Annotated in this window: 10 protein-coding genes; 6 read left to right on the plus strand and 4 right to left on the minus strand. The window is 33.9% G+C overall.

Annotation, left to right across the window (positions count from 1 at the left end; translation table 11 throughout):
• Nucleotide 1: 1 nt before the first annotated feature.
• Complete coding sequence (locus FG167_RS04620; protein ID WP_203460252.1) at nt 2–478, minus strand: DUF2975 domain-containing protein; 477 nt, start codon at nt 476–478, stop codon at nt 2–4.
• Between the two features lie 2 nt (nt 479–480).
• Complete coding sequence (locus tag FG167_RS04625; protein WP_203460253.1) at nt 481–924, minus strand: DUF2975 domain-containing protein; 444 nt, start codon at nt 922–924, stop codon at nt 481–483.
• Between the two features lie 179 nt (nt 925–1,103).
• Between FG167_RS04625 and FG167_RS04630 the strand changes: the two genes are divergently transcribed.
• Both FG167_RS04630 and FG167_RS04635 read left to right on the plus strand, forming a co-directional pair.
• Complete coding sequence (locus FG167_RS04630) at nt 1,104–1,517, plus strand: DUF2007 domain-containing protein (protein ID WP_203460254.1); 414 nt, start codon at nt 1,104–1,106, stop codon at nt 1,515–1,517.
• Nucleotides 1,518–1,537: 20 nt separating this feature from the next.
• Nucleotides 1,538–2,503, plus strand: coding sequence for an alpha/beta fold hydrolase (locus tag FG167_RS04635; RefSeq protein ID WP_239004444.1), 966 nt, complete (start codon nt 1,538–1,540; stop codon nt 2,501–2,503).
• Here the strand turns inward: FG167_RS04635 and FG167_RS04640 are convergent.
• Nucleotides 2,500–4,002 carry a PLP-dependent aminotransferase family protein gene (locus FG167_RS04640; RefSeq protein WP_203460255.1) on the minus strand — a complete coding sequence of 501 codons (1,503 nt, stop codon included), beginning with the start codon at nt 4,000–4,002 and terminating at the stop codon, nt 2,500–2,502. The two genes, FG167_RS04635 and FG167_RS04640, sit on opposite strands and share 4 nt — an antisense overlap.
• A 78-nt stretch (nt 4,003–4,080) precedes the next feature.
• Here FG167_RS04640 and FG167_RS04645 point away from each other — a divergent pair, with 78 nt between their 5' ends.
• The 3 genes from FG167_RS04645 to FG167_RS04655 all read left to right on the plus strand — a co-directional run bounded on the left by FG167_RS04645 (nt 4,081) and on the right by FG167_RS04655 (nt 7,422).
• On the plus strand, nt 4,081–5,898 hold the full coding sequence (locus FG167_RS04645) for a TonB-dependent siderophore receptor (RefSeq protein WP_203460256.1): 1,818 nt from the start codon (nt 4,081–4,083) through the stop codon (nt 5,896–5,898).
• A 133-nt stretch (nt 5,899–6,031) separates the two neighbouring features.
• A complete protein-coding gene (locus FG167_RS04650) occupies nt 6,032–6,895 on the plus strand; it encodes a cupin-like domain-containing protein (protein WP_203460257.1) in 864 nt (287 codons plus the stop codon).
• Nucleotides 6,896–6,927: 32 nt separating this feature from the next.
• The gene (locus FG167_RS04655) at nt 6,928–7,422 is read left to right on the plus strand and encodes a DUF6646 family protein (protein WP_203460258.1); all 495 of its coding nucleotides are present in this window, start codon (nt 6,928–6,930) and stop codon (nt 7,420–7,422) included.
• Between the two features lie 61 nt (nt 7,423–7,483).
• On the opposite strand, the gene FG167_RS04660 is transcribed toward FG167_RS04655, so the two are convergent.
• Nucleotides 7,484–7,957: a regulatory protein RecX gene (locus FG167_RS04660; protein ID WP_203460259.1), complete on the minus strand. Its 474-nt coding sequence runs from the start codon at nt 7,955–7,957 to the stop codon at nt 7,484–7,486.
• 646 nt (nt 7,958–8,603) lie between these two features.
• On the opposite strand from FG167_RS04660, the gene FG167_RS04665 reads away from it, so the two are divergent.
• Nucleotides 8,604–14,435, plus strand: coding sequence for a choice-of-anchor D domain-containing protein (locus FG167_RS04665; protein ID WP_203460260.1), 5,832 nt, complete (start codon nt 8,604–8,606; stop codon nt 14,433–14,435).
• Nucleotides 14,436–14,734 lie beyond the last annotated feature (299 nt).

A 14,734-nucleotide genomic window follows, 5' to 3' on the forward strand; every position in this document is an offset into this window, starting at 1 on the left:
ATTATATAGTTAATTTGTTTTCTTGTTGCATTATGTTTCCACTTTGTAAAATATCTGCAACAATATATAGGCTGAATCCTACAATCATCAGAAGGAAATCTTGACCTAAATTCCCTAATAAAACCATGCTTTTAGAATCATACATTATTATAAAATCAAAAAGGAAGCTCAAAATACCAGACACTAAAAATAATTTCCCTCCTGTTTTAAATTGGGTTGCGCTTTTCAGGTTAAAAAAACCTTCTTTAATAATTACACTAAGTCCTTTTTTTATAAATAGTAATCCTATAAAAGTAAAAACTGGAAATGCCATAATTATAAATTGGGTGTAATATCCAAAAAAGAAATCCTTATTAATCGCTCTAAATTTATCTGTAAAATCAGAAAAAAAAGTAAGATATATATTACCTACAAAATAACATATGTAAATTATAATCAATGCAATAATAAATACGTTTAGAGATTTTATTTTCTTCATAATTATATAGTTAGTTCGTTTTCTTGTTGCACATAAAATCCCTGTTTAAAAATAGAGGTAAGAAATAACGCAAAAGTGATTAATAAAATATTTGGAAACGACAGAGAGAACATGTCTATGTGTTCCATCCCTAAAAAGAAAACAAAAGTAACCCAAGTGAATATTAAGGATAAGGAATTAAATACAGCAAATAGGTACAAGTATTTTATACATTGTTTGGTAAATAAAACGCGCTTCTTAAATGCATAAAACAGAAAGACTAGTGGAATTAATAATGCGAAATAACTTACTAAAGGAGCAAGATTTAACAGCATAATAGAACTTGCATCTTGAATCAAATTAGGAATATACATTGCAGTACTTATGACCACAAGTGTTAATAGAAAAAGAAACACCCAAAAGAGTAATGCTGAAACCGATTTTTTTCCAAACATTTTAATTTTCATAACCTATATTATTATTGTTTAACGATAACAAATATATAAAAATTATCGTAAAACAATAATTTTTTATTAAAAAAATATTAATAATTTAGACCTCACAGGTTTTAAAAACCTGTGAGGTCTTTTGTATCTTTAAGAAATCATTAAGACTAACTAAAAGATTCCCGTTTTCACGGGAAATTATGAGCGATATCTTTAAAACCATAGCGAAATACCAATATTCTACAGAAGCGCAGATTATAAAAGGCCGTTTAGAATCGGAAGGTATTCCTGTGTTTTTAAGTGATAATTTTACTATTGAAACCGATCCATTGGTAAGCAACGCTATTGGTGGCATAAAATTAAAAGTATATGTAGAAGACGCACTTCAAGCGCAGCATATTCTAGACACCATACAAAAGTATTCTGTAGATGATGAAGGAAATGCGATACAATGCGTAAACTGTGGCAGTAATCATATCGCTATGGTTTCTACTATTACCGATTTTAAATCCTTCTTTTCATTTTTAATAGGTTTCCTTTTTGGTACGCTTCCCTTTTACACCAAAGACAAATATAAATGTGATGATTGTAATACCGAATTCGATATTAAATAATAAACTAAACACAACTAATTATGCATTCCTCTTTTAAAACTTTATTCGTCTTGATGCTGCTAAGTAGCTTTATTATTTCCGCACAACAAGATCCAGATATTTTTGAAAAATTTGAATCTAAATTCTACACGATTGATGGTTACAAAATAAACGTAGAAGTTTTAGGTTCTGGCGACCCTATTTTCTTTCTTCCTGGCGGACCAGGAAACTCGCACGATTATATGCAAGGGAATTTTGGGCAATACTATAAAACCAATACCGTAGTGTTTTTTGATTGGCTAGGTCGTGGTAAAAGTGATGATGCTAAAGATGCTTCTGAGTATTCTGTAGAAGCAGATGTTGCGCTTATAGAGAAGCTTCGTGTTCTTTTAAAATATGATAAAATTGCATTAGTAGGACATTCTTACGGCACCGTTCCAGCGCAAGCATACGCCATAAAATATAAAGACAATGTAGATAAAATGGTACTAATAAACGGTTTTCATTCTGGTGCGATGTGGCAAGCCAATTGCGATAGCTACAACCATTATGCAAAAACACATTTTCCTGAAAAATGGAAACAAGTAGATTCGCTTCGTGCATTAGGTTACGTGTCTAGTCAAGAACCACTAAAAACCGTGTATGGTAACTTTCCAACCAAATACATTTACTATCACAACACCAGCTTGAAACAAAATGTACCAAAGTATAAACATAGAGGTTGGGCAAATGATGTGTATACTACTATTATTGGAAGAGATGGCGATTTTGATGTTTCCGGAAGTATGATTAATCAAGATTACCGACAACAATTAAAAGATGTAAAAGCGAAAACACTTATTGTTGCAGGACGTTATGATGGTGTTTCTACTCCAGAATTCGCGGTACAATACAAAATCTTTATGCCACAAGCACAGTTTGAAATGTTTGAGCAAAGCGGACATAACCCGTATTTAGAAGAACCGGAGAAATTTTTTAAGATATTAAATACTTTCTTGGATCACTAAATAGTTTCTTGCACAACGGCATCAAAAGATGCTCTTAAAATACGAACAACGCTTTCTATTTCTGCTTCGTTTAAATGTCCAAAACCAAATCGTATCGCGCAAATCTTTTTGTTTTGATACAGTATGGTTTTCGGTAAAAATAAATTATGTGTTTTTGTTTTTTCAGCAAGCTTAACAAGCGATATTCTAGGTTCAAAATGCAACCAAACGGCTAAACCTCCTTCTGGTACTTGCCAAGTAGCATGGGCTTTAAAATGGGTTTCTAAACAGCTACATAAATAATCGCGCCTTTGTTTATACACCGTAATATTCTTTTTAATTAATCGATGTATTTCTCCTTCATGAATAAGCTCTGTAAGTATTTGTTTCTGAATTAAATCACCTTGCTTATCTAGTATTTGCAAATAGTTTTTAGCTTCCTGGATAATATTTTCTGGAGCTACTACAAATCCGATTTGAAAATTAGGAAAAAACGACTGTCCCAACCTTCCTAAATAAATAACAACCCCATGACCATCTGCACTTGCCATAGGAACCATAGCTGAACCATCAAACTGAAAATCGTAATCAAAATCGTCTTCTATAATCGCAAAACCATATACCTTGGCTAATTGCAATAGCTTTAATCGTCTTTCTGCACTAAGTGTAACTGTAGTTGGGTATTGCCTGTGTGCACAAACATACACACAACGAATGCTGTTTTTGGTAAAGTTTTTTTCAATAAAATCGACATCCATTCCATGCGCATCTACAGGAATCGTTATAATGTTAGCGCCTGCTTGTTGAAAAATCATGTTCGATTTATACGGACTTAAATCCCCAACAAGAACCACATCGTTTTCTTTTATTAAAAGTTGCGACACAATATACAAGCTCATTTCGGTACTTCGAGTACTCACAATATTATTCGCTTTAATATGAAAACCTCGTGTAGCATTTAAATAATTACACAGCTCCTTACTAAAAGTGGTGTACGATTCATCTTGGGTTTGATTCCATTTTGAAATTAACGAAGCACGCTTCATCGATGCGCTATACCATTTTGAAAATTGGTGTGTAGGATGCAGTCTTAAATCCGGCTTTCCATCATTGATTACATATTTATGTATCGAAAATTCTTCGGTAGAAGCCAAATGAAAAGAAGATTGAAACGGAAACCCTGCCGTTTCTGGATACGTTTTTAATTTTTCTAATCCTTGCAACGTTCCTTTTATAGCAGCAGTTTTCTTTTCAGGCTTTAATACAAACGTTCCTTTGTTAGGTATAACATCTACCCAACCTTGTGATGCAAGCTCCTCATAAACGGCAACTGCAGTATTTCTGTTTATAGAAAGTAAGGTGCTAAATTTTCTCGTTCCTGGTAAAGCAGTACCTTCTGTCAAATACCCACGCTGTATCGCATTGATAATTTGCTGTGCTATTTGAATATAAATGGAAGTGTTTGGCGACTTCTCAAAATATATTAAGGATTGTAACTTGTCGTTAACCGGACTATGCATTGTTTTAAAACTGGACTACTTTAGTGATCCGGAAAGTTACTAATTTTGCCGCGCTAAAAAACACGAATACCTTTTATTATGAAATTAAACGTTTTATTTATTTTGCTTGCTGTATTTTCTATAAGCCTACAAGCACAAGAATTAGAAAAAGAACAACAATTAGATTCTGTAGTTATTACCTCCACAAGAATCGATTTACCGTTTTCTAAAAACTCCAGAACCATAACAGTTATCACCCAAAAAGACATTAAAAAAAGTACAACCACTAATGTTGCCGACTTATTACAACAAGTTGCAGGTGTAGATATTAGACGTCGTGGAACGGCAGGTAGCCAAGCAGATTTATACATTCGTGGTGGTGGTTTTGATCAAACTCTACTATTAATCGACGGTATTAAAATGGACGATGCACAAACCGGACATCATACCATGAACATGGCTTTACCAATAGAAGTTATTGAACGTGTAGAAATTATTAAAGGTCCTGCAGCTCGTGTTTTTGGACAAAACGCATTTACAGGTGCAGTTAATATTGTGACCAAAAAGAATATGGGAAATCTAGTGACACTAAATGCACAAACAGGTTCTTATAATCAATTAAATGGTGGCGTAACGGTTGGTAGTCAGTTAGAAAAATCTTCGCATATTATACATGTATCTCGAAATACTTCGGATGGATACCGACATAACACCGATTATGATAATCAGAATTATTTTGTAAAGAGTACTTTCAACACGGATAAAGCACCTATAAATTTCATCGCTTCGTTTCAAGAAAGAAAATTTGGTGCCAATGGTTTTTATGCTAGTCCGTCTGCAATTAATCAATACGAAGAAACACAAGCTAGCTTGATTGGAATTTCTTCCGAAATAAAAAAAGAAAAGCTAACCCTTAAGCCAAAACTATATTGGAAACGCAACCAAGACATGTATGTGTATATAAGACAAGATCCTTCTGTTTATAGAAACTTACACCAAACCAATAAAGTAGGTGCTGCATTAGATGCTTCCTACAAATCGAATATTGGTATTACTGGTTTTGGAGTAGATATTGCAAAAGTGTTTTTATCTAGTAACAATTTAGGATCTAGAAATCGTTTTATGACTACCATGTTTTTAGAACATCGTTTTACGTTTATGGATGATAAATTAGACATAACTCCTGGAGTTGCGGTGAATTATTTTTCCGATTTTAAATTTCATGCCTTTCCTGGTTTAGATGTTGGCTATACACTAAATGATGCTTTAAAAATCTACGGAAACATTGGTTACACCTACAGAATACCTACGTATACCGATTTATATTATAACAGTCCGAGTGAATTAGGAAACGAAAATTTAGATCCAGAAGAAGCTATAGCCGAAGAATTGGGGATTAAATTTAACACCGGAAACTTTAACCTTTCCTTTGCTGCTTTTAATAGAGACTCGAAAAAACTAATCGATTTTGTAAAAGAAAACGATACCGATCTATGGCAAGCAACCAATATTAGAGATTTAAACACCAAAGGAATAGAAATTAATGCTTCTTATGGTTTTAAGATTGGTACTTTTAATCAAAAAATTGCAACAGGATACACCTTTTTAGAAGACGATTTAAAAACAGTTTCTTCTAACTTCTCTAGATATTCTATCAACTCTTTAAAACACCATGCAACAGCAAGTTTTCAATCGCAGTTTATAAAAAATATATCGCAAAATATTATTTATAAATATGCTGAAAGAACTTCGGGGCAAAGCTATGCCGTTGTAGATGCAAGTGTAAATTATAATCTAAAAGCATTTGAAATTTCTATAATTGCAAACAATATTTTTAATACCGAATACACAGAAACGAACTTAGTACCAATGCCAAAAGGGAATTTGTTATTTGGATTAAAATACACGTTTCAATAAATAGATGAACAACAAAGCGATATCAAGAACCAGTAAATTCTAGATATCGCTTTTTTTTCGAAAACAATCAATATAGGTTTGTTGATTTAATTTACTTTCATTTTAGTAACTTTGGGCTTCTAAACCCATTATATTGAAACTCCATCTTCAAGAGATCCCTAGAGTAAAAACCATTACGAAAGCGGATTTTATAAAACACTATTTCAAACCACAAAAACCTGTGGTAATAGAGCGTTGTATAGAAGATTGGCCTGCTTTCACAAAATGGAATCTAGACTACATAAAACAAGTGGCTGGTGATAAAACGGTTCCGTTGTATGACGATAGACCTGTAAACTACAAAGACGGTTTTAACGAAGCACATGCCACCATGAAAATGAGTGCGTATGTAGATTTACTGAAAAGTGAGCCGACAAAATACCGGATTTTTCTTTGGAATATTTTAAAGGAAGTACCCCTACTTCAAAAAGACTTTAGCTTTCCCGATTTTGGTTTAAAACTTATGAAAAGCTTACCAATGCTTTTTTTTGGCGGAAAAGACTCGCATACATTTATGCATTACGATATCGATTTTGCCAATATTTTTCACTTTCATTTTGAAGGTAAAAAACAATGTATATTATTTAATCAGGACCAAAATAAATACTTATATAAAATACCATACTCTTTAATAACCAGAGAAGATATAGACTTCTCTAATCCAGATTTTAAAAAATGGCCAGCCCTACAAAACGCTAAAGGCTATATTACGGAACTAAATCATGGCGAAGTTTTATATATGCCAGAAGGTTACTGGCATTACATGAAATATATAACACCAGGTTTTTCTATGAGTTTACGGTCTATTCCTAAAAACCCAAAAAACCTAGCAAAAGCAGTATATAACATTGCAATCATGAGGCATTTTGATACAATCATGCGAAAAATAAAAGGACAAAACTGGATTGATTATAAAAACAAGCAAGCAATACTTAATACTAATAAAAAAATTAGCTAATTTTGCTATCGTTTTAATTTAAAAACTTTCAAATGAAAAATATATTATTATTTATCACTTTACTAAGTGTTAGCTTTTTACAAGCACAATCCTTTTCTGGAAATGGAGATAAAAAAGTACAAGTTGGCGCTAATTTTCAAGACAATGCAACGGGTATTTTTGCTAGTTTTGATTACGGTTTAGGAGAAAATATTTCGGTTGGTGTTTCTTCTAGTTATTCTTTAGGCATTAACACAAACTATGTAGGTAAAGCTTTCGATGAAAGATTTGATATCAAAGCAAGAATTAATGCAAATATTGGAAACGTATTAAACATTGACGATGCCTTCGATTTATATCCTGGTTTACACCTTGGATTAAAGAATTTTGGTACACACCTTGGCGCTCGTTATTTCTTTACAGACGGTTTTGGTGTTTTCACAGAATTAAATGTTCCTCTTGCCAAATACGATACTGGAAAACTAGATCCTTCAGAAAAATTACACAACCAATTTACTGTAAATGCAGGAGTTATATTTAATTTATAACGTCATTATTTACACCTTGTTTTGGTAAACCATACCCCTTAAAGTACTTCTACTTTAAGGGTTATTTTATTAAGGTATTTACTACGTCATACACAAGCGGACTTTCCCATCCTCGGTATAACAAGTAATCGGCTAGCTTCTTTTTTTTCTTATAGCTATTCGGTTCTTTAATTGTTTCGGCTTTTTTTTCTGCCAACGCATGAAAGGTTTCTAGGTAATCGGCTGCATCAATTTCCTTAAGTGCAATATCTATAATTGTTTTACTAATATCCTTTCTTTTAAGCTCTAGCTTTAACCTATTTTTTCCCCATTTTTTAATTCTGAATTTTCCTCGAACAAAAGCTTTCGCAAAGCGCTCTTCGTTTAAAAAATTGTTTTGTATTAAATGCACCACAATAACATCTATGGCATCGGGAATCATGCGCATGTCTTTTAGCTTTGTAACCACTTCCTTATGGCTACGCTCTTGATATGCACAGTAAAACTCTAGTTTTTTTTGTGCTTCATCTAGAGAATAGGTTTTGTGAGTATTCATAAGCCTTTACATGCATTTATAGTTACAACAAATTAATTAGCCAAAAGGGCAAGCGAATAACCTGTTTATTAAACATCTTGAGATATGCTATTTTTTTAACAAAACGAAAATAAATATTTTATCCTGAATAAAACTACTGGCTCGATATATTAACATTATTATTCCCTTTTATGGCAATAAAGATAAAACCAACCCTAGCAAAACAATTTTTTGATGCTGCATACACAAGAAATTGGCATTATAAATAATAAAAAAGAAACAAAACGAACAGATACGCTTCAGTTTTAGAAGTAAAAAGACAAATATCTTGATATAAATGCAACAAAAAATAAAAAATAAATTGGAGTAAAAAAACACTACTAAAACTACGGTTTTCATTAAAGTAATAAGCGCAAAAAACTTGTAAGAAAAAACAATTTAAAACTTTAGCGCACAAGGTTTTAAACCTTAAAATAAAACTTTATTTATAGTGCTACACACCCAAAACAAAGGCCTTCCCATATTGTTCAAAAAAAACCTGAAAAGCTAAAGGTTAACCATTTGATAACAAAAAAATAGCTTTAATCGCTTCGATTTTATACAATTTAATTTAAATTGCATACTTGTTTTATGCTTTTTTTTGAAGCATTATTAAGACATTTTCCCTATGATTAAAACCTACGCCCTAAACCTACTAGCGTTCCTATGCGCTATTCTGTCCTGTTATTCGCAGACAACAATAGCTAAACAGGATTTTGAAACTACTCCTGCCACTCCAACCTTAAATTACACTAATACAAATGGTTTTATTACTACAGGTACTGGCCCTGTTCCTAATGACAATAACTTTGTAAGTGGTACTCGTGGATTTGAAACAAGCAACCAGACAGCAACAATAACTTTTGACGCTATAGATGCTTCAGCCTACACAAGTGTTTATTTTACTTGTCGGTTAGCCTCTTTTGGTTCTTCTACAAACGGAGCTGATAGTGGGGATGAAGTATATGTTGAAGTAAGTGCTGATGGAGGAACTACTTGGTCAAGTGAGTTAGAAGTTCAAGGAAATTCTAATGCAAAGTGGTCTTTTGATACGGGAACAGCTACTGCTTCCACAACTTATGATAATGATAATAATGCCACTACATTTTCTCCTACTGGAGGAGGGAATAGAACTAATGATGGCTATAGTACAATAATAGTTGACGGTCTACCTAATGCTAATAATCTGAGAGTAAGATTAATAATAAATAACAATAATTCTAATGAGGATTGGGTTATAGATGATGCCGAAATACTTGGTACAATTGCCACTGGTAATTTTATTACAGTAACTCAAGCAACAGGCGGCACCATTACTCCTGGTACAACTAACGTTCCAGATAATGCCGATCAATCTTTTACTGCTACTGCAGATGCTTGTCATACTTTTTCCTATTGGGATGTTGATGGAGCAAACAATAGCGCCATAACCTCTAATCCATACGCTTTCACTAATGTTACCGCAGACCACACGATTACTGCCGTTTATACCGCAGACACTTATGATATAACGGCTTCGACTGGAGCTAATGGTTCTATCTCGCCTAGTGTCACTACCAGTGTTACTTGTGGCACAAACCAAAGCTATACGTTTACTCCAAATTCAGGATATGCCGTGGATGATGTATTGGTTGATGGTGTTTCCGTTGGTGCTGTAACTTCTTACGATTTTACAAACGTAACTGCTACCCACACCATAAGTGTAAGTTTTGTGGTTTATGTTGGGCCTTGTTTTACAATGTATGGTAAAGATTTCCCTAACACATCTGGTTACACAACTAATAGTGGTAATGCCAAAAGATTAGCTTCTGGAAGTTCCGGTGGTTCAATTTCAACGAATCCAATACCAGGTGTATCTGGGGATGTTACAGTACAATTTAACGCTAAAGGTTGGGATTCAGACGAAAAAGAAGTTACAGTTACTTTAAACGGTATTTCTCAATTTTTCAGTACCATCACAGATGACTCTTTTAATGTATATGCAGCATCATTTACTGCAGTTCCTGCAAATTCTGTTTTAGAATTTTCTACTGTTTCTGGAAAAAGAGTTACAATTGAATTAGTAGAACTTTATTGTGAAGCGTCTACCCCTAAACCAGAAATCAACATCCTAGGAAACGCAACAGATATACCAGATGGCAACACTGCAATAAACACCGCAGATGACACCGATTTTGGAGATGTATTAATTTCAAGTGGTGCACAAGTCCATACTTTTACCATAGAAAACACTGGAGATTTAGTTTTAAATATTTCTAGTATCGTTTCCAATTTAGGAGATTTCACCATAGGCACTTTCCCTACTACAATTGCTGCAAATTCTAGTACCACATTTACAGTCTCCTTCGATCCTTCCACCGTTGGAACACAAACAGCAACAATAACCATCACAAGTGATGACGCCAACGAAAGTACATATAACTTCAACGTAGAAGGAAATGGTACCGATATACCAAGTATTGTATTAAGTTCTTCAAATCCTGCTGTCACCGCTACCAATATTCAGGCGGATGCAAATGTGACTAATACGGTTATTTATGCCTTTGATTTAGCAGTAACTAATTATCAAGCAGAATTAACCGCTTTTAATTTTACAACTTCAGGTACCGCTTTAACTTCAGATATTACAAATTTTGAAGCGTATTACTCTACAGATAATACTTTTAATGCAGGTACAACTACCAGTTTAGGAAATATAACAACAGCTTTAGGTGCTGGCACACATAGCTTTTCTAGTTTTTCACAAACAATTACTAACGGAAGCACTGGTTATATTTTTATAACTGCAGATATTCCTTGTGGTGCTACAAACGGAAACACCATACAAGTAGAAGCAATAACACCAACAGATTTTTCTTTTACCAGCGGTACAGCAACAGGAACAGCCTATGCTAGTGGTACACATAATATAGCAGAAGTCACCCCTAATAACGTAACCGCTTTAGCAACTGCAAACTGTGAAAACGGTAGTGTTGGTCTCTCTTGGACAGCAGCAACAGGATGTTTAGATAATTATATAATAATAGCATCTACAAGTGCATTAACAACTACACCTTCCGGAAATAGCGGTACATATGCTCCCAATGCAACCTTTGGTTCTGGTTCAGCTTATGATACTGGGTTTGTGGTTTATAATGGCTCTGGTACTTCCGTAAGTATTACAAACCTTACTAATAATACTAACTATACCTATACCGTATTTACTAATAATGGTACTAGTTGGAGTTCTGGCGTGCAAGTAGATTGTACACCAACTTTAGCGTACTGCGATCCTGAATCATGGTCTAGTAGTGATTCTGAAATTGAAGGAGTTATACTAACAGGTGAAAATAATTCAATAAATAATATTACTTCCAATATTTGTACAAATACCGTACAAGACAATACTGCAATGACTGCAGATTTATTTGATGGTACCGCATATACACTTAGCGTTGAATTTGGAGATTGTAACGATGGAACTTATTTTGATGGTGCTGGTGCAGTTTGGATAGATTGGAACCAAGATGGAAATTTTAACGATACAGATGAAAAAATTGGAACTACTACAATTACTTTTAGTGGCACCAACCTCTTTGTAAACTTTACGATTAATGTACCTGCAGGGCAACCTATTGGAAACTACAGAATGCGTATTATTCAAGATGAAGGTGGTAGTGAAGCATTAATAGACCCTTGTGCTAAACCTGGTTATGGAACAATTGCAGATTATACGATAGAAGTAATTCCTTCCTGTACACCAACACATACATTTACTTCTATGCTACCAACAACTGGTCCAGAAGAAACAGAGATTACAGTAACAGGAACAGGATTTACAGCTAGTACTACAGCTAATTTTGGTGGTATAATTGCTACAGTAGATTTTGTAGATGCAACTACTTTAATTGTCCACGTACCTGCTGGTGCTACAACAAACAATCTTACACTTACAGAAGCAGGCTGTAGACTTCATGCAGATATATTTACAATCCTAGAAGCTGGAGGAACTTGTTATGGACCGACCAATTTTACCGATTTAATAATATCAGAAGTGTACGATTCCGAGGCTAATAATGTTTGGTATATGGAATTATACAATCCTACAGTAAACCCTATTGATTTAAGCACCTATGCTATTGAAAGATATTCTGAAGCAGCTAATAGTGGAGCGGGTGGTGTTACAAGAACAATTACTTTATCTGGAACACTTGCACCACATACGGTATATACTTTGAATTTAGGAACTAGTACTTCTACCTGTACAGGTATTGCGTATGATGTGATAGATAATGGAGGCGGAATTAATGCATCAGACAGTATGTACCTTACCAATAACGGTGCAATTATAGACGCTGTAGATGCTCCTGATGAAGATGGATATTCTATTTTAAGAGATCCTACGGCTACAGGGCCAACTGCAACGTATAATGCGGGAGATTGGTCAACCGCTACTTCAGAAAGTTGTGATGATTTAGGAATCTTTTCATCTGCCGCAATAACCAATGCTCCTTTAGTTTCTTCTATTACAAATACAAGCGATTGTGCGGTTTTAGATTTTTCTGTAACGGCAACCGAAGGCGATACAGATACCCTTGGCGATTTAACCTACCAATGGTATTATCACAATGCTGTTAATGATTCTTGGATAGCAGTTACAAGCACATCTCCTGCAGGATATACTATCTTAGGAGAAGATGGCGATAATTTATTAATTGGAGGAGATACGAATCCTTTAAGTAATTTATTTAACTACCAATTTTATTGTGAAGTAACAGAAGCAGGCACCTGTGTAAATATTTCAAATGCGGAAATCACAAAAGCCAGCGCTACCACCTGGAACGGAACAACCTGGTCTAATAATGCACCAAATCTAAATACTGTAGCAATAATTGATGGGGATTATGACACGAGTATAAACGGAAGTTTTAGCGCTTGTAGTCTTCTTATTAACGCTGGTAAAACATTAGTAGTAACTAAAAACGAATATGCAGAGATATACTTTGAAGTTACCAACTACGGTACGTTTAACATATTAGACAGTGGTTCTCTAGTACAAATAGATGATAACGCCATAAACTCGGGTAATATTAGTATGCAACGTACTACCTCAATTCGTAAAATGGATTATGTTTATTGGTCTTCACCTATTTCTGGTTTTAACACCAATAATATATCTCCTGCATCACCAACAAATAGAATCTACAGCTGGAATCCTACCATAACTAATGGCAATGGTAGCCAAGGGAACTGGATTGCTGCTGCAAACAATACCATGACACCTGGTGTTGGATATATTGTTAGAGGACCAAATACCTTTAGCACATCTGCTGCTTCAGGATTTACAGCAATCTTTAACAATGGTGTTCCTTTAAACGGAGAACATAACGTTACCATATCTAGAGGAGCTAATCCTACTGGTTATAATGTTAAAGATGACAATTGGAATTTATTGGGTAATCCATATCCATCGGCTATTAGCGCAATAGATTTTCTTAACTTAAACACAAACTTAGAAGGAGCTGTGAATATCTGGACACATGGTACGTTACCTAGCACTGCAATTACAGATCCTTTTTATTATGATTTCGCTGCTAATTATGACGAAAACGACTACCTAACATACAATCTTTCAGGACCTTCTGCCGGACCAGGCACTTTTAATGGCGAAATTGGTGCAGCCCAAGGTTTTATGGTAAATATGGTAGATGGAGCAGCTGCTTCAGAAACGGTTGTTTTTAATAATTCACTGCGTAATATCTCTTTAGATAATTCTGAATTTTACAGAACTGCCAATACAGAAAAAAACAGAATCTGGTTAGATCTAGTACCAGAAGGACAACCAGCAAGAAGAATTTTAGTCGGTTATATAGAAAACGCAACCATGCAAGTAGATCGATTGTATGATGCACAATCCGAATTAGATAGTAATAAAAACTTCTATTCCGTTATAGAAAATAAAGGGTATAAAATTCAAGGTCGTGCATTACCATTTGTAGATACCGATGTAATTCCTTTAGGAATAAAAGCTACAAGTGCTTCTAATTATAGTATTGCACTTTTTGCTGTAGATGGTTTATTTGAAACAGAAGCACAAAACATTTACCTAAAAGATAATGTCTTAGGATATATACATAATTTAAAAATTGCACCATATACTTTCTCACTAGATGCAGGAGTAATGAATAATAGGTTTGAAATTGTATTTCACAACAATCCTTTAAGCATAGACGAAAACCAATACCATAACAGTTTCACGGTAATAGAACAACCAGATGGTAGTGTACTATTTAGCACAGGGAATGATTTACAAATTAAAAACGTAAAAATCTATGATGTTTTGGGTCGTTTATTATACAACTTAAACGGAAATAGCAGCACAGAAATCTACAATCTAGATAATTTAAGCCAAGCTGCCTATGTAGCCAAAGTAACTTTATCTAATAATATGGTGCTAACTAAAAAAGCGGTAAAAAAATAACACTCTACAAAACGTTTCTTTTTTTTTAACAAAAGGCTCAACCTCATCGTTGAGTCTTTTGTTTTTTATACACCAAAACAGCATAAAAAACGGTAAGTAATTACAACCATGCTAATTACCTTTATTTCTTAAAATTTTAAATAAAAAAATATTCATTTTTTACAATTCATCGATTGAATATGTTTTTCAAAGATTATTTACTCTAAAGCGTTAAAAACGAAGTAATTTGGTAACATGTTTATGCTTTTCATTTTTAAGCTTTACTGTATATTTGTTTGTCAATTTTTTTTTATTAAAAA

Source organism: Lacinutrix sp. WUR7 (genome assembly GCF_016864015.1).
Lineage (GTDB): Bacteria > Bacteroidota > Bacteroidia > Flavobacteriales > Flavobacteriaceae > Oceanihabitans.